General features: G+C 34.9%; 19 protein-coding genes and 1 pseudogene. 5 read left to right on the forward strand and 15 right to left on the reverse strand.

The annotated features are described in order from the left end of the window. The 12 genes and pseudogenes from CP357_RS07270 to CP357_RS07325 form a co-directional block, all read right to left on the reverse strand. Window positions 1-876 (reverse strand): transposase (locus CP357_RS07270; RefSeq protein ID WP_143468736.1); only part of this gene is annotated, 876 nt, incomplete at its 3' end. Window positions 877-1011: 135 nt separating this feature from the next. Next, window positions 1012-1713: a hypothetical protein gene (locus tag CP357_RS07275; protein ID WP_098036939.1), complete on the reverse strand. Its 702-nt coding sequence runs from the start codon at window positions 1711-1713 to the stop codon at window positions 1012-1014. 17 nt (window positions 1714-1730) lie between these two features. Then, complete coding sequence (locus CP357_RS07280) at window positions 1731-2660, reverse strand: abortive infection family protein (protein WP_098036940.1); 930 nt, start codon at window positions 2658-2660, stop codon at window positions 1731-1733. Window positions 2661-2825: 165 nt separating this feature from the next. Beyond that, window positions 2826-3812, reverse strand: coding sequence for a dTDP-4-dehydrorhamnose reductase (gene rfbD, locus CP357_RS07285; RefSeq protein WP_098036941.1), 987 nt, complete (start codon window positions 3810-3812; stop codon window positions 2826-2828). A gap of 16 nt (window positions 3813-3828) precedes the next feature. Continuing rightward, a complete protein-coding gene (gene rfbC, locus CP357_RS07290) occupies window positions 3829-4437 on the reverse strand; it encodes a dTDP-4-dehydrorhamnose 3,5-epimerase (RefSeq protein WP_098036942.1) in 609 nt (202 codons plus the stop codon). A 22-nt stretch (window positions 4438-4459) separates the two neighbouring features. After that, window positions 4460-5344: a glucose-1-phosphate thymidylyltransferase RfbA gene (gene rfbA, locus CP357_RS07295; protein WP_089147671.1), complete on the reverse strand. Its 885-nt coding sequence runs from the start codon at window positions 5342-5344 to the stop codon at window positions 4460-4462. 3 nt (window positions 5345-5347) lie between these two features. Continuing rightward, window positions 5348-6385 (reverse strand): dTDP-glucose 4,6-dehydratase, encoded by a 1038-nt coding sequence (rfbB, locus tag CP357_RS07300; RefSeq protein ID WP_098036943.1) that lies wholly within the window; start codon window positions 6383-6385, stop codon window positions 5348-5350. Window positions 6386-6474: 89 nt separating this feature from the next. After that, window positions 6475-7647 carry a MerR family transcriptional regulator gene (locus CP357_RS07305; RefSeq protein WP_098036944.1) on the reverse strand — a complete coding sequence of 391 codons (1173 nt, stop codon included), beginning with the start codon at window positions 7645-7647 and terminating at the stop codon, window positions 6475-6477. A 27-nt stretch (window positions 7648-7674) separates the two neighbouring features. Beyond that, complete coding sequence (locus CP357_RS07310) at window positions 7675-8808, reverse strand: AbiH family protein (RefSeq protein WP_098036945.1); 1134 nt, start codon at window positions 8806-8808, stop codon at window positions 7675-7677. A gap of 229 nt (window positions 8809-9037) precedes the next feature. Further along, window positions 9038-10591 carry an SIR2 family protein gene (locus CP357_RS07315; RefSeq protein WP_098036946.1) on the reverse strand — a complete coding sequence of 518 codons (1554 nt, stop codon included), beginning with the start codon at window positions 10589-10591 and terminating at the stop codon, window positions 9038-9040. Between the two features lie 195 nt (window positions 10592-10786). After that, window positions 10787-11179, reverse strand: coding sequence for a hypothetical protein (locus CP357_RS07320; protein WP_056940735.1), 393 nt, complete (start codon window positions 11177-11179; stop codon window positions 10787-10789). Window positions 11180-11262: 83 nt separating this feature from the next. Continuing rightward, window positions 11263-11532, reverse strand: a pseudogene (locus CP357_RS07325) (MerR family transcriptional regulator); the annotation flags it as partial. 116 nt (window positions 11533-11648) lie between these two features. Between CP357_RS07325 and CP357_RS07330 the strand changes: the two are divergent. The 5 genes from CP357_RS07330 to CP357_RS07345 all read left to right on the forward strand — a co-directional run bounded on the left by CP357_RS07330 (window position 11649) and on the right by CP357_RS07345 (window position 14449). After that, window positions 11649-12104: a hypothetical protein gene (locus CP357_RS07330; RefSeq protein ID WP_098036947.1), complete on the forward strand. Its 456-nt coding sequence runs from the start codon at window positions 11649-11651 to the stop codon at window positions 12102-12104. A gap of 213 nt (window positions 12105-12317) precedes the next feature. Beyond that, on the forward strand, window positions 12318-12494 hold the full coding sequence (locus CP357_RS10355; protein WP_169301647.1) for a hypothetical protein: 177 nt from the start codon (window positions 12318-12320) through the stop codon (window positions 12492-12494). After that, window positions 12491-12838 (forward strand): IS66 family insertion sequence element accessory protein TnpB, encoded by a 348-nt coding sequence (gene tnpB, locus CP357_RS07335; RefSeq protein WP_098036948.1) that lies wholly within the window; start codon window positions 12491-12493, stop codon window positions 12836-12838. The genes CP357_RS10355 and tnpB overlap by 4 nt, the downstream gene beginning before the upstream one ends. Before the next feature lie 59 nt (window positions 12839-12897). Further along, window positions 12898-13131 (forward strand): IS66 family transposase, encoded by a 234-nt coding sequence (locus CP357_RS07340; RefSeq protein WP_098036949.1) that lies wholly within the window; start codon window positions 12898-12900, stop codon window positions 13129-13131. Further along, window positions 13079-14449, forward strand: a complete 1371-nt coding sequence (locus CP357_RS07345) for an IS66 family transposase (protein ID WP_098036950.1) — start codon at window positions 13079-13081, stop codon at window positions 14447-14449. Before CP357_RS07340 ends, CP357_RS07345 begins: the two co-directional genes overlap by 53 nt. A 50-nt stretch (window positions 14450-14499) precedes the next feature. Here the strand turns inward: CP357_RS07345 and CP357_RS07350 are convergent, their stop codons facing one another. Genes CP357_RS07350 through CP357_RS10235 form a run of 3 tightly spaced genes read right to left on the reverse strand, consistent with a single transcriptional unit; the run spans window position 14500 to window position 15765 of the window. Continuing rightward, window positions 14500-15243 (reverse strand): hypothetical protein, encoded by a 744-nt coding sequence (locus CP357_RS07350; RefSeq protein WP_098036951.1) that lies wholly within the window; start codon window positions 15241-15243, stop codon window positions 14500-14502. Then, window positions 15201-15596, reverse strand: coding sequence for a hypothetical protein (locus CP357_RS07355; protein WP_158227529.1), 396 nt, complete (start codon window positions 15594-15596; stop codon window positions 15201-15203). The genes CP357_RS07350 and CP357_RS07355 overlap by 43 nt, the downstream gene beginning before the upstream one ends. 4 nt (window positions 15597-15600) lie before the next feature. After that, window positions 15601-15765, reverse strand: a complete 165-nt coding sequence (locus tag CP357_RS10235; RefSeq protein ID WP_158227261.1) for a hypothetical protein — start codon at window positions 15763-15765, stop codon at window positions 15601-15603. Window positions 15766-16072: the final 307 nt, after the last annotated feature.

Here is a 16072-nt window from a genome sequence, read left to right on the forward strand (position 1 = left end):
CTTTACAGGGACGGACAGGAGATATCTTGAACGACCTCGACGCTTCTTGCATGCGTTGAAGATCTGCTTGACGTTCATCCGCTTTCCTTCGAACTCGTATGTGATCTTGGAGCTTTTCTTCACCATGGCGATTACGTTCAAACCACGTTGACTGATTTGGACAATCTGATGAGGATTGGAGAACCAAGTGTCAAACATGACGTACTTGGCAGTGAGCCCTGCTTTCAAGGCTTGATCGAGTAGCTGGATAACTACATCGGTCCCCTTTGATTGGGCCATAATTCGTCTTTTGGCCGCGATTGTGCGCTTGTCGATCTTCTTGGTTGTCCCGATGACATTCTGATCATTCTTTGAGGACAAGAGAGATGAAGCGATTGGGACGAAGGAGGATCCATCAGTCCAACCCATGGTCATCATCCGAAAGCCCTTCTTGTAGGTCATCGAAACGTGGTCGAATACTTTGGCAGCCAGCTCAGTCTTCTTGTATCCAGTTCTGGAGTAGAGCGAATCGTCAAAGACGAAGCAATCGGCACGTTGGTCAGAGGTCAGATCTTTCAGATGCCCATTGACGATCTTCTCAGCTAGCAGAATAGTGAAGCGGAGCCAGTTGATATGTGGGTTCTGCATGAATCGATAGTAGGTGTTTTTGGAGAAGCCAGCAGTACACTTGCCAGACTTCTGTTGCATGTACATGCTTCTGTCTCGAAACACATTACTGAAGATGTATGAAAGGATCGACCAAAGTGGGATTCCTTTGGACTTGCGGAGCCCACATCTACGGAGAAGCTCCATAACTTTGTAGTCCTTGAAGAACTTTTCAACAGAACGGGCGATTTTAGGTTCATTTTCAGTATCGAATGATGGTAAACTAGACATAGCACAAGCCTTTCGTTTGATATTGATGATGTTGTGGTTGACTAAATTATATCAAGCGAACAAAGGCCTTGTGCTTTTTTATTGGCTAAACTATTGAATTTTCAAGGTACAAGCCCACTTTTGCAAGTGGGAAGTTTAAGTAACTAAGTTTCCAGTAGGTACCCCATGAGTTTCACCATCCTGTTCAAACTCTATTAATTTATCAATCATATTGCCGAAATATGTCAAATCACGATGTTTTTTAGCATTATCTTTTTTCTCTATTAGCCAAGCAAGTGCATGTGTATAAAATGAATGATAAAAGGTAGAAAAATCAGTTTTAAAAAAATAGGAATGACCTACTAAAATATAATCTTGCATCCTATGAGTAACTTCAAAGTCATAAGGTTTGTAAGTAAAAAATTTTGACATGCTATGCTTATCATTCTTTAATTGCCATATTATCTTCTCTTTATTAATATCCTTGGTTATCTCATTAACCAAAATACAATATGAATAAAAATTAGGATACTTTAAAGATCTTCGCACATTAGAGTCTTTAGGGATGGTATATAAAATAGGGGTTGTTGGTTTAATTGATGAATTAATTTTGTGATTCTTTTTAACTAGTTTTAGATTTTGAATGCTATCTTTTACAAACTGATATGCAGTCTTATTTTCAATCAAACCTTTCAGATTAAAATATCCTGCAAATAATGAATCGTATTTAGCATATGGGTTATTTAAAAGACTATATAGATCTCTATAGCCTTTATCTTTGGTAATATTGAAATATCCTCTTTGTATTAGGTTATCCCAATTTATAATTCTAGAATAAAAATGATCAATGTCTTCCATAATCTATAACATCCTATTTATTTTTTCTTACATACTTCTAAAATAAAATCACACAAACTAAGGCTAGCATTTACAATAAAATGAATATTTTCCTTAGTAAGTTCTTCTACATCGTCGGCAGCATGTGCATCCCCAAATTTATTCCTAATAGCTGCAATTGCCAGAATTGCTCCACTCATTCCTCCATATAATTGTTCTACATAACTTCTAAGTTCCGGATTTGATATATTATCTTTTAAATAAAGATGTTTAAAGGTTTTAAACAATTGTGGCAGTTTATCTTTTCCCGTCAATTCTTTATTTTGTTTACTTATTGCATATTTTAAAGTTCCTTCAAGTAAAGTTCTAGCTTGAGTAACAGCACCTGTGTTGTCACCTTTATTTATATCTTCACTTATCTTTTTATATGAATCACTGATTTGAAATGCATCTATATTATCCATATCGGGTATACTCAGAATTAATTCATTAACCCAATTTTCATCGGTTTGAATTAAATCTAAACCATCATAATTGATCATTAGTTTGCAATCATAAAAATACAATTTTGTATTTATTTCCTTAATAACGTTGCGGCAAATTTCCGATCTGATCTTTTTAAACTCATCTAACGAACTAATATTAGGATTATCATATAAATCTTCAAAATTTTCTTTACTAAAAATATATTTCAAAATTTCTTTGATTTTTTGTTCATCACCATTACACGCTTGGATAAGTTGAGACAAACTCTGCGAAGTATCTCCAGTAATCACATCTTTTATTCCTACTTTTTCACTCAACCTCTTAATTTGATCCTCACACAGCTCAGGCATTTTAATATCAATAAATGAATTATACTTTGATCGTTCTGGAAATATATCATTTTTATAAGTTACAGGAGTGTCACCAACCAATAACGATGTAATATACTCATCTGACAAATAATTCCAATTACTATTTTTCATCTTGTATTCCCTTAAATATCCATATCAAACAAAATTTAGAAAACTCAATCCAGATATTACTAGACTCACATCTCAACAACATCTAAATTATAACAATATGCACAAATATAGTAGCAAAACAAAAAAAGCATCCCCACAGGGATGCTTCCTTCCTCATCTATCCAATTACTTACCCAACTCATCAAAGAAACCTTGCTTCTTCAAAATTTCGAGGTACCTCTTAACCGCATCAGGCCAAACAGGCAATGGCTTAAAGCCGTTCTCTACCAACTTGCTCTTATCTAAACGTGAGTTGAATGGACGAACTGCTTTGGACAAACCATATTCGGCAGTGGTAACTGGCGTTACCTTGGTGTCGTAACCAGCTTGCCGGTAGATTTCCTTGGTAAAGTCGTACCAAGAAATGTAGCCGGTCTTAGTGCCATTTTCATCATAACCGCTTTCGGTTGCTGGTAATTCAGAATTGGTTGCGTGGTAATAACCGTACTTATCAGTCTCGATCATATCTACAAGCAGACGAGCCAAGTCAAAGGTGTAAGTTGGCGTACCAATTTGGTCGTTAACCACCTTAACCTCATCATGAGTAGCACCAACCTTAAGCATAGTCTTAATAAAGTTGTGACCGTTAATGCCAAATACCCAAGCGATACGCACGATAAAGTATTTGTCCAAAGTATCGGCAACAGCCTTTTCACCGCCTAACTTTGTTTCACCATAAACGTTCAATGGCTTGTAACCCTTGAAGTCAGGTTCCCATGGCTTGGTGCCTTGACCGTCAAATACATAATCGGTTGAAAGGTAAACCATTGGAACATCTAACTTCTTGGCTACATTAGCAATATTTTGCGTACCGCCAACGTTAACCATCCGGACAGCTTCAACCTTGTCATCATCTTCAGCCATATCAACAGCAGTCCAAGCAGCACAGTGAACAATCACATCTGGATTTACTTCAGTGATTACCTTATCAACTGCATCTGCATCGGTGATGTCTAAAGAAACGTATGGCATCTTGGTAACAGCACTGCCATCATTAACGCCAGCATATTCAGGAGCTAAGTCTGAACCAACGCCCTCGTAACCGCGCTTAGCAAGTTCATTCATCACGTCATGGCCAAGTTGACCATTAACGCCAGTTACAAAAACTTTCATCAATTTACCTCACTAATTAAAACTTGAAAGTATCCTTTAAGCCAACCCATTCTTGGTCACGTTCTGCCAAGTTCAACTTAGTGCCGTCATCTAAAGTGTAGCCTTCAGCACTAGCGCTACCTGGGTAATCACCCTTAACATGTGGCCACTTAATACCAATTTCAGGATCGTTCCAAGCCATACCACCTTCATCGTTTGGGTGCCAGAAGTCGTTAACCTTGTAGCAGAATTCTGCTTCGTCACTTAATACAAGGAAGCCGTGTGCAAAACCTTGTGGGATTAAGAATTGCTTCTTGTTTTCAGCAGTTAATTCAACACCGTACCACTTACCATAAGTCTTTGAGTTGCTTCTAAGGTCAACAGCAACATCGAATACGCTACCGCGAACAGCACGAACCAACTTAATTTGTGGGTAATGCTTTTGAAAGTGCAAGCCACGAAGAACACCCTTAGTTGAACTTGATTGGTTATCTTGCACGAAGTTAATGCTAAAGCCGGCTTCCATCATGTCTCTTTGGTTAAAAGTTTCCATGAAGTAGCCACGATCATCACCGTGAACAGTTGGGGTGATAACAGCTAAACCTTCAATACCGCCGACATTCTTTTCAACTTTAATTTGTCCCATTATTTTTCTCCCTTATTAAAAATTAATAACGTAATTTACCTTCTGCAACTGACTTCAAGTGTTTTCCATATGGACTCTTGCCATAGTGCTTTGCAGCTTCAAGCAATTGATCCTTATCAATCCACTTGTGGATATATGCAATCTCTTCAGGAGCTGAAATTGCTACACTTTGACGTTCTTCAGTCATCTTAACGAAGTTACTTGCATCTACCAAGCTTTGCATTGTACCAGTATCAAGCCAAGCATAACCACGACCAAGAAGTTGAACGTTCAAGTTGTCTTCATTCAAGTACATTTCATTCAAGCTGGTGATTTCTACTTCACCACGAGCACTTGGTTTAACTTGTGCAGCCTTTTCACTAACACCAGCTGGGTAGAAGTAAAGACCCGTTACAGCGTAGTTACTCTTAGGATGTGCTGGCTTTTCTTCAATAGAAATTGCCTTGCCATTCTTATCAAAATCAACCACACCAAAACGTTCTGGATCGTTAACGTAATAGCCAAAGACGGTTGCCTTGCCTTTTTGTGCATCAGCAGTTGCATCCTTAAGCAACTTAGTAAATCCATTGCCGTAAAAGATATTGTCGCCTAAAATCATGGCACAAGGTTCGCCATTAATGAAGTCTTTACCTAAAGTAAATGCTTGAGCCAAGCCATCTGGAGTAGGTTGTACCTTATAGCTCAACTTAACGCCAAATTGTGAACCATCACCCAGCAATTCCTTGAAACGAGGAGTATCAGCTGGTGTAGAAATGATCAAAATATCCTTAATCCCTGCAAGCATGAGAGTTGATAAAGGATAATAAATCATCGGCTTGTCATAGACAGGCAATAATTGCTTGCTAGTTACTAAAGTTAATGGATAAAGACGGGTGCCTGAACCACCCGCTAAAATAATGCCCTTCATTTTTTAGTCCTTGTCTAAAACCTTTCTGTTGCCATACATTTCTTTGTAGTAGTTTTGGTAATCGCCAGAAATGATGTTTTCCCACCATTCTTTGTTATCGAGATACCATTGAATAGTCTTCTTGATACCGTCTTTGAACATGGTTTCTGGAAGCCAACCTAATTCGTTATGAATCTTGTCTGGATCAATAGCGTAACGACGGTCGTGACCCTTACGGTCAGTAACGTGTTCAATTAATGAGTAAGGCTTATCTAAGTAGTCACAGATCAACTTAACGATGTCAATGTTGTGCATTTCGTTGTGACCACCAATGTTGTAGACTTCACCTGGTGTACCCTTTTCAAGGATCAAATCAATAGCCTTGCAGTGGTCTTCAACGTAAAGCCAGTCACGGACATTTTCACCATCACCATATACAGGCAACTTTTCATTGTTCAAAGCTCTTTGGATCATTAATGGAATCAACTTCTCTGGAAATTGATATGGGCCGTAGTTGTTAGAGCAACGTGAAATAGTTACTGGCAAGTTGTAGGTTCTGCCATATGCACCAACTAATAAGTCTGCACTAGCCTTGCTTGATGAGTATGGGCTTGAAGTGTGAAGTGGTGTATCTTCATGGAAGAATAAATCTGGACGATCAAGTGGTAAATCACCATAAACTTCATCAGTTGAAACTTGGTGGAATCGTTTGATGCCGTACTTGCGACATGCATCCATCAAGACTGAAGTACCAATAATGTTGGTTTCAAGGAAAATCTCTGGATTTTCGATTGATCGGTCAACGTGGCTTTCTGCAGCGAAGTTAACCACTACATCTGGCTTTTCTTCTTCGAATAACTTGTAAACACCATCGCGATCGCGGATGTCTAACTTAACGAACTTGAAGTGAGGGTCGTCCATTACGCTCTTCAAGGTAGATAAGTTACCTGCGTAAGTTAAACTATCCAAACAAATAATGTCATAATCAGGATGCTTCTTCATCATATAGAAGATGAAGTTAGAACCGATAAAACCGGCTCCTCCAGTAACGATAACTTTCATATAATTCCTCCGACTTAATACTTTGATTCACATAGATTATATTACCTTACGTAACGTCATCTTCAAGGGTAAAAAATAAATTATCCAAATTATTTTCTAGCAGTAAAAAAGCCAGCATCTTTAGTGATGCTGAAGCCGCCGCTAACCTTCTGCTCAACATATTGTTTAAATTCTTGGTAGTGGTTAAGCAGGATCTCGTTCTGGTTGCCGTGACAGGAAAGAATATATGAAATAATCGGCGTTGCTTCGGAGATTTCGATGGCGTCGTGGTACTTCTTGCAGGTGACGTCGTTAAAGAACTTACTCAAGATCTGTTTGCCGTTATCTAGGCCGAAGCGCTCGTACAAGTTGGTGGATGATAAAACGATGTTGGAATTGAAGCTCTGGACTAGATCGGTGATCTCGCGCATGTGGCGCTTGGAGTATGTGCTGCACACGAGGGATGCAGCAGGCTTGAGCACGCGGCGAATTTCGGACAAAGCCTTCGAAATATCATCACAGTAAAACAGCATATGATTAGCAATCACCAGATCAAAGGTATTGTCAGCAAAAGGAATCTTCTGCGCATCAATCACAGCATATTGAAATTCAGGCTTATCACCAATCTCATTCTTAGCATCAGCCAACATCCCTTCCGAGATATCTGACAAAATAATATTCACGCCAGCTGGCACCTTATCAATATTCTGTGACCATAACGCACCATTACCTGCACCAAGTTCAAGCACCTTCATTCCCGACTTAAGGTGTAAGTTACTAAATAGCCACGGGAACCAGCCTTCCTTATTAACAGAATAATCACGGTGCAAACGAATGCGGGCAGAAATATTCGTAGCGTTCTTATACTGCATACTGAGCGATTGATTCATTGAAGTTAAATGAATCAAGTTAAGCATCTTCGACCAATCAACTTGATCATTGCGATCTAGTGCCTGACTAGTTGAGTCAATGGCATTCACCACATTCTTCATCTCTTCAAGTCGTTCTTCGGCAAGACGCTTTTGAATCTGGAGTGAATTGCGAAGTAATTGCTTATCCCCTGATCCAATCGTCATTTCACGAATATCGCTGAGTGAAAAACCAAGATACTTTAATAGTAGAATCTGTTGCAACTTGGCAAAATCTTGATCGGTATATAGCCGTGCACCACCTTTAGTGTGCGTTGCTGGCTTTAATAAATTCTTCTGATCATAATAGCGAATTGTACGAATTGAAACATGCGCCTTCTTCGCAAACTCGCCACTTGTGTAGTATTGGGACATGATAATTATCCTTTTATCATTAAATGCCTAATATTCTATTTCATTCACAACTATATTTTCATCCAAATCATTATATTTAAGTAAAATATTTAAGTTTTGCTTTTCTTCACCGTTAAATCGAAAAATATTAATTTTCTTTAGATTTATACAGGCTCTTATCAAATCAGCAATTAGTTCTTTATCTGATTGTAAAGAATGGCCAATTATTGTAATTTCATCAAATTCTTCTGGGAATGCATAATATTCTGGTATATTATTTTCTTCTGGCTTAATTGGTAATTTAATCTTAAATGGTCTAAAACAATTATCTACTAAATAATCTATAAAACCGGTAAAAAAGTCTTTGTTTTGTTGCGTTTTTAACAAAATTTGTTCTATTCTTCGAAAGTCTTCTTTTCTCACACCTTTAAAAAGATCAAATTTTTTATCATAAAAATATTTACTATTTTCATCATAGTAATTACTCATAGAGCAAAGAATTTGATATACTTCTGGCTCAATTAAATATGGAGACAATTTATATTGGCTATAATAATATGCATCATAAGTTTTAAATCTATTAAATATATCGATTTTATGTAAATATTTTTTACCTAAATATCTTTTCAGGTCTAAAATATCTCTTAAATATGGTTTAGAAAAAATTCTGTAATAGTTTGGTACTCCTTCAACTAAATTTTCATTTGCATTACCTAGAATGATATATTTTTCCTTTAATGAACCATGAACATGGTATATTTTTTGTCTAGGAATTTTATACGAATCAGTAGTTATGTCAGTATAGTTAAAATTAATAATAGAACTAGCTGATTCTAAGTATTTTCTTACATTTTTTGAAAAACACCCCTTTTCTACATGCTCTTCCTCATGCTTTAAATATTTAATGAGACTTTTCTGAATTAAATACATTTGAGGTATTAATCTATAGTATGTTTCATGATACACTCCTGGATGTTCCATTATGGTACTATTACCATCAAGTCGCGTTGAAGACATTTTCATAATAAAATTTTCTAAATTATACCAATTTTCTTTACCGTCTAATTCTATTAATCTTTTTAGTTTCTGAGGTGCGTCATTACTCTCAAAATAATCTTTAAAACTACTATGTAATCCGAAATTTAAATCTATTCCGTTCCCTAATATTACTAATTTTCTCATAAAAATTTCTCTTATTAAAAATACTACACTTGTAAAGTTAGTTTTAGCATTTTTGGATATTGCTAATTAAATTTGATATAATAAGTGTAAAGATGGGCTTGATATAAGGGTAACTAGTCTGTTAGTTGCTTATTATATTAGGTACATCGTGTTAATATGATAATTACTGAAAAGGTCCCATAGGGGGTGTCTAGTTTATTAGGCGCTTTAACTATGGGGCTTTTTCGTTTTATCTTCTCCACTTTAAACAGTCATATATTCTAATTAATCGCCTAATATTTGTTCTTACTGGGGATTTAGAATCTTGTAATATATTTCTATCATTATCAAAAATCTCTTTTAATACTTGTCCTAATTTATCAACATCGATTTGATCTTCTGTCAAATATGACAACAATTCCGTAGCTTTCCCTATATCATCATGTTCTGCTTTCCAGATTTCATCTACGCTATTATATCTACAATATTTTCGATTTTTCTTAATTGTATTAGAAATTATTGCGTTAAAATCGTACTTTTTAGCTGTGTCTTCTGCTTCCTTATATGAACCATGAGCAAAGTGAAGCAACTTATTAACAGGTAATCTTCCAGAATTTTGCGATGATAAATTATGAAAAGCATATTTCAATAAATCATCTGCGTCCCAACCTAAATCTCCTAAAATTATATTACGATACCAATCATCACTACTTATTCCACTTAATCCTCGCAAACTGAGATCTGAAGCTTTTCCAATCGCCAAAGCTAAATCATCATCAGATATACGTTTATCATCTATATTCGCCACCTGTATCGTAGCTGTGGGAGTACTTGTAATAACATATTCATATAAATCCTGTTTAAGACGCCTTAACAACCGAACTGGTATTGTAACTTTCTTCTCAGCCAAAGCATCATACAAAAGAGAATAATCACTAAGTACTACCTTCGTCATGGATAAAGTTAGCCCATCTATTGAAACCTCAGAAGGAGTTATATCTACTCCCTTTTTATTTTCTTCATAATCTACAAATATAAATCTGTCTTTTAGCGTGTTAAGTTGAGTTTGATTCAAGCATTTAACAATGGCACTAATAATATTTCTAATGTTGCTATCACTAAGAGAATATCCCATAAAAATAATTGGATATTCAACAAAAATCGTCATTAATTTTGCAGCTAAGTAGGCTTCTTTATTATTAAAGGCTTCATAATCTTCTTCATCTATGATAATACTCTCAGGTTTATCAACAGAACCATGAATTTTATATATTTCCGCGATCCCTTGAATTGCAGAAAAAATTAATTCATTCTGTCCAATATAAGTTTTATAGTTATTAAAATGATCTTCAACAAAAGTATCATAATTAGTCGTTATAACTCCTGAGATATTTTTCACAGATAATTGTTCCAGTTGCCTAATTTCATTTTTATATTCTGGAACAATATCCCCTTGGCTTTTTATGTATGAAGCAATTTCTGCTTTAAAAGGAGAAAGTCCATTTTTTACTAAATCTGTAGTTTCCTTATTTAATGTTCTGATACTAGGATTTTCATACCATTTAGCGTTATAATCTTTTTCAATTAAAGTAGCTACTTTTGGCATCACATTTATCGAATTTCCAGACGACTGTACTTTATTTACATAAGAATTATATGCAAATTCATTATTTGAAACTTCTTTAGCAAAATGTCTTAACAATCCCTCCCAATTAGGTAATCCTAAATATCTTCTTGTCATCCCTGAGCCAATAAAAAGAAATGGTGTAGTAGTAAAATTAGCTATTAAATCTTGTAAATTCATATTATGTCCCTTTGCGTATTTATCATTAATGCAGCTGATAATTAGATAAATCATATCAAACTTACGTTCATATATTAATATTAGCAGACTATCTATAAATACTGAAGAACAAATAATTTTTACACAAAAAAAGCCACGCAATTGTCATCTGACAATCATGTGACATTTCATCTATTAATTCATCTCATTACAAAATTACTTAACTTTCCAGTATGTATACTTATCTAAAATAGAAGAGGCTCCATGTACTCTCAAATACTTCCGACCATTCTTATATCCAAATTTAAAAGTAATAGTGGGACTCTTGAAACTATCCCGTTTATATTGATAAACGTTTTTTCTCAACTTTCTTGAATATATTCTTTTAGCTGGAGAAACGGCAGCTCCGTTATCAGGCATATAATATACATTCTTTTTTTGAATTTGAACTGTAATTTTTAATTTTGCATTATGATAATTTCCACGAACTGCTGTCGGTACTGATCTATGCCATCTAGCTGCTTGAACTGGTTTACTAAACGAAATACTCAAAAAAATTACTGATAATATTGCTATCAAAATAATAATAGTTTTTTTATAAATTTTCATTTCTACTCCCCAATATAAAGTTAAAACTTAATTCCAATCTATAAAGATTAGGTCAAAGGTCTTTCTAAATAGTATTTTACAGCAAGACGCTTTTGAATCTGGAGTGAATTGCGGAGTAATTGCTTATCCCCTAATCCAATCGTCATTTCACGAATATCGCTAAGTGAAAAGCCAAGATACTTTAATAGTAGAATCTGTTGCAACTTGGCAAAATCTTGGTCTGTATATAGCCGTGCACCACCTTTAGTGTGCGTTGCCGGCTTTAATAAATTCTTCTGATCATAATAGCGAATTGTACGAATCGAAACATGCGCCTTCTTCGCAAATTCGCCACTTGTGTAGTATTGGGACATGGTATGGGATCCTTTGTATTTAATCTATATTTACACTACAACCATTTTATTTTATTATTTACTAAAAAGATATACGATTGTAAAGTGATACAACGAAGTTCGAAGGAGATAATTTTATGAACATTATCGATGATATAGATGGATTACTTTCAAGTGATATTTCAATAAAGGAAATTGCAAATGGTTGTCACCTCACCGAAGAAAGTACAAAGGCCATACAAGACATTAGAAATACTAATGATATTGACAAGCGAAAGGAAAAGATTTCTGCACTTACAGTAGGTGTAGCTAATAAAATTGAAAATTTTTGTATTCATGACACATATACGTCATCTGTAAGAGAAAGACTAATTAAATATTGTAATAAACTTATAGCAGAGAAAGATTCAGAAGAATTTAGTATTAGATTATCTAAAGGACAAAAAAATCGCACATGGAACTACTGCAGTATTGCTAAGAACTATGAAAAAGCCGGGGCTCGAGACCGAAAAGAATTTAAGATTCCTGTTAATGCAGCAATGTATATATTAAATGAACAGTATATTCCACATTTCTATAATCCTGCAGATTAGATATTTAGATTTAACTAAATATTCTCAGAACCATCAGGATTAATGTATCTATGATAAAGAATGATGATCTGTTTCCCCTGTTATAGCTTATTTATACGATAAACCATAACAGGATTTTTTATTGCACAAAAGTAAGCGTCAAAAACTGAGGTATCTTTCTTTACCCTTGCCTTTCAGCTATCCTTATCTCATAAACTTTAGGAGGTAAAGAAAATGCTGGAAAAGCAACAGCCCATTGTAGCTCTGAATCATCCGCAAAGACCTAAGAAAATTCGTCCGTCACGCAGCAGCCTGGTGCTTGCTCTAAAAAAGGATGATCTTGAACTAAATCTGTATAGTTCTATGGATCCGGAGCTTATGAACAAGATTTTAAGCAAGGTCCTTTCATGATCAATCTATCCGATTTAGGTCAGGTTTACATCGTTTGCGGTAAAACCGACATGCGGCGCGGAATTGATACTTTAGCTAGTATGGTGAAAGAAAAGTTTAATCTTGATCCTTTTTCTGGTCAGGTATTCTTATTTTGTGGCGGAAGCCAGGATAGATTCAAAGCTTTATACTGGGACGACCAAGGTTATTGGCTTCTTTATAAAAGATTCGAAAATGGCAAGATGAACTGGCCTAAAAACCAGGATGAAGTTAGAGAACTTGGCCCTGAGCAAGTAGACTGGCTAATGAAAGGCTTCTCGATTGAACCGAAAATTAATGAAGCAGCTGCACGTAATTTCTATTGATTTTACGTGCAGTTTTTCGTATTCTTATAACTATCGAAAAACGAGGAGGCTATTTCATCATGTCAGAAACAACATTAGAAAAGATCATCCAAGAACAAGCTATAACTATTCGCAACTTAACCGAAGAAATTTCTCTCCTCAGAGAACAAGTAGCGTATTTAACGCAAAAGAGATACGGAAAATCTTCTGAACAAATGCCTACGTCTGGTCAAACCAGTTTGTTTGGAGAAACAAACCTTGATGAAGATGGAGAACTTCCCAGGAGACGACCAAGAAGAGACTATTACTTATAAACGTAAGAGACATAAAGCTAAGAGACAAGTTGTCTTAGAAGCTTTTCCTTCTGAAAAAGTGCATCATGAGCTATCAGAAGAAGAACAATACTGCTCAGATTGTCATGAAAAGCTTAAAGAGATCGGATCATGGCCCGCACGTAAAGAATTAGTCTTTATTCCAGCTCAACTTAAAAGATTAGATCACATCCAGCATGCTTATAAGTGTGAACACTGCAGCTTGAATAATGAAACAGATAAGATCATTAAAGCTCCTGTTCCTAAAGCGCCACTAGCTCACAGCTATGGCTCAAGTTCAATCATCGCTCGTACCATTTATCAAAAATATGAATTAAAAGTACCAGCTTATCATCAAGAAAACGATTGGCAAAAGCTAGGACTTCCTATCCATCGCCAAGACTTGATTAACTGGCAGATAAAGGTCACAGACTATTACTTCAAGCCTGTTTACAATCTACTTAAAGAAATATTGTTAATTCAAGCGGTCCTTCACGCCGATGAAACGAGTTACTGCGTCCTTGAGAGCGATACTCAGAATACTTACTACTGGACTTTTTTATCAGGTAAACAAGAGAAGAAACCAATAACTCTTTATCATCATGATCCTCATCGTAGCAGCCAAGTTGCGACTGACTTCCTAGGCAATTATTCAGGATATTTGCACTGCGATATGTGGCAAGCCTACAAACAATTACCTGAAGCAACACTAGTGGGTTGTTGGGCTCATGTTAGAAGAAAGTTCAAAAAAGCAGTGCCACCCACTACTAAAGGAAAATCCTTATCAAAGCAAGGCGTTCATTACTGCAATCAGATGTTTACTCTAGAGAGATCTTGGGAGAACCTTTCTAGTGAAGAACGCCATCAAAAACGCCAAGAGAAACTAAAGCCACTATTTGAGGAATTCTTCAAATGGTGTAGAACAAATCAGCCTTTGGTTTTACCAGGATCAAAACTAGGCAAAGCCATTGCTTACGCACTTAATCATGAAGATACTTTCAAGAATGTTTTGCTTGATGGCAGACTTGTTCTTTCAAATAATCTAGCAGAACGAGCAATCAAGACTTTGGTAATTGGCCGAAAAAATTGGTTATTTTCGCAAAGTTTCGAAGGTGCACAATCTTCTGCGATTATTTTGAGTTTGATTGAAACAGCCAAGAGAAACAATCTAGATCCAGAGAAATACATTGAGTATCTGCTGGATAAATTACCAAATGAAGAGAATCTGACAGACCAAGAGCATCTGTCGGCTTATTTACCATGGACAAAAGAAGTTCAGGAAAAATGTAAAACACGAATAGAACGAAGAAAGGCAGCTTAGCTGATCAATCGATGATCAGAACAAGGTTGCCTTTTCAATATACTTTGTTTTTAGACGCTTACTTCTTTTTTAAGATCTTTTAAGCCTAATTTCTTAAAATACATATCAAATTCAGAAGAAATATTAATGATTTCTCTTTTATCATGAATATATTTTCCCATTTCATAAAAAATACTTTTATCAAAATCATTTATATCATATTTATAATTTTGAAATTGTTTTACAAACTCATCTCTACTATTCTCAAAACTGTGTAATGGAAAAACAGGAATTATATAATCAAAGAATTTAGCCTTTTGTTCTGCTGCATAATTTTCATTATATTCCTCATTTGAATCCAACAAATTTAGTTGCTCTAAATGGGACGATTTATTAGCAAAAATGGAATCTTTCAAGGTATAAATAAAAACTATCGGTCTATTTCTACCCCAGTTAAGCCTTTTATTCAAAGATCTCAATCTCTGAAAAATCATAGGAGTATTATAGCGGTCCAAATCCTCAAAAATTACATATCTTACTTTAGTTACATCAAAAAAGTAATTTAACTCATCATTATACTGTACAAAATTGCCTTTATTATTTTGTTCATCTTTTGGAACTAAATTTGTCTGAATTTGCGTCTTTCCCACGTAAAATTTAGCAGACAAATTCATTGTTAACTTATTAAAGAAATGGAGTACAAAATAACAAACAAAAAATCCCAAAACAGCTATAATTACTATAGCCGTCAAGTTCCAGAAAGGATTATTATTTAATCTAACTTGCCGTTTATTAATAATAACAAATAAAAACACAAGACCATGTAAATAATAAAAATATATTGTAGTTTAATTTGAACTAATCTACTTATACTAGAATCTGGAAATTGCATAGGCTTTGAAGTTAACAATAATTGATCAATAATATCCTTCTCCAGCTCGACTTCTGTCTTTTTATTTCCTTTAACATCTTCAAAAAAATTAGGCACACTTATAAACCGAAAATCTGCTTTTCCTCTTTGTACCTTTTTACTATATTTGTCAATATCCTGCTTAGAAAAATCATCACTAAAATAAAAATCATCACTATATCCAAAATATTTATTCGGTAAATATTTTAACATGTACTTTTTTTGACGCATTCGACGTTGTAAAAAATAACTAAGCAAAAAACTACTTTTTTCCAGTATCATAAGGCGCGGAAATTGCAATATTAGTTATTCGATCATCTTGTAGCGCTTTATCGAGCCTATCCCACTCTGGTTCTCTATCTTTTTTTGTTAAAGTATCATATGCATATAATGCACCTTTAGTTTGTTCTTCTTGTTTTTCTGTCATAATCTATATCACTCAAAAAAACTCTGCAATCTTATTAAAGATTATCAGAGCTAACAACGTTATCTATTTAACAAATAAATTATACCAGTCTCTTATTTCTCCAACAATGATCACAAAACTTTAGTTGTATCAATGTCACAAATACATATTTTTATATCTTGCTATTACTTAGAACCTTTTTATATTTTATGATTTAATTTTTATTTTTGAGACTGTAAAATAGTTTGTGTAAGGATGAATGATTCCTTAAATTTATTTCTTTAAACATTAGAAAAAGGAGTTCCTTTCTCGTATGATTGGTTTGAAC

This window comes from Lactobacillus sp. UMNPBX6 (assembly GCF_002553975.1).
In the GTDB taxonomy this organism is placed as follows: Bacteria; Bacillota; Bacilli; order Lactobacillales; family Lactobacillaceae; genus Lactobacillus; species Lactobacillus gallinarum.

Excerpts from the sequence above, each read along its gene's own strand:
- CP357_RS10235 (WP_158227261.1), bottom strand. The coding sequence starts at position 15,765 with ATGACAGAAAAACAAGAAGAACAAACTAAAGGTGCATTATATGCATAT.
- CP357_RS07305 (WP_098036944.1), bottom strand. The coding sequence starts at position 7,647 with ATGTCCCAATACTACACAAGTGGCGAGTTTGCGAAGAAGGCGCATGTT.
- CP357_RS07275 (WP_098036939.1), bottom strand. The coding sequence starts at position 1,713 with ATGGAAGACATTGATCATTTTTATTCTAGAATTATAAATTGGGATAAC.
- CP357_RS10355 (WP_169301647.1), top strand. The coding sequence starts at position 12,318 with ATGCTGGAAAAGCAACAGCCCATTGTAGCTCTGAATCATCCGCAAAGA.
- CP357_RS07280 (WP_098036940.1), bottom strand. The coding sequence starts at position 2,660 with ATGAAAAATAGTAATTGGAATTATTTGTCAGATGAGTATATTACATCG.
- rfbC (WP_098036942.1), bottom strand. The coding sequence starts at position 4,437 with ATGGGACAAATTAAAGTTGAAAAGAATGTCGGCGGTATTGAAGGTTTA.
- CP357_RS07320 (WP_056940735.1), bottom strand. The coding sequence starts at position 11,179 with ATGAAAATTTATAAAAAAACTATTATTATTTTGATAGCAATATTATCA.
- rfbA (WP_089147671.1), bottom strand. The coding sequence starts at position 5,344 with ATGAAGGGCATTATTTTAGCGGGTGGTTCAGGCACCCGTCTTTATCCA.
- CP357_RS07315 (WP_098036946.1), bottom strand. The coding sequence starts at position 10,591 with ATGAATTTACAAGATTTAATAGCTAATTTTACTACTACACCATTTCTT.
- tnpB (WP_098036948.1), top strand. The coding sequence starts at position 12,491 with ATGATCAATCTATCCGATTTAGGTCAGGTTTACATCGTTTGCGGTAAA.
- CP357_RS07330 (WP_098036947.1), top strand. The coding sequence starts at position 11,649 with ATGAACATTATCGATGATATAGATGGATTACTTTCAAGTGATATTTCA.
- CP357_RS07310 (WP_098036945.1), bottom strand. The coding sequence starts at position 8,808 with ATGAGAAAATTAGTAATATTAGGGAACGGAATAGATTTAAATTTCGGA.
- CP357_RS07340 (WP_098036949.1), top strand. The coding sequence starts at position 12,898 with ATGTCAGAAACAACATTAGAAAAGATCATCCAAGAACAAGCTATAACT.
- rfbB (WP_098036943.1), bottom strand. The coding sequence starts at position 6,385 with ATGAAAGTTATCGTTACTGGAGGAGCCGGTTTTATCGGTTCTAACTTC.
- rfbD (WP_098036941.1), bottom strand. The coding sequence starts at position 3,812 with ATGAAAGTTTTTGTAACTGGCGTTAATGGTCAACTTGGCCATGACGTG.
- CP357_RS07345 (WP_098036950.1), top strand. The coding sequence starts at position 13,079 with ATGAAGATGGAGAACTTCCCAGGAGACGACCAAGAAGAGACTATTACT.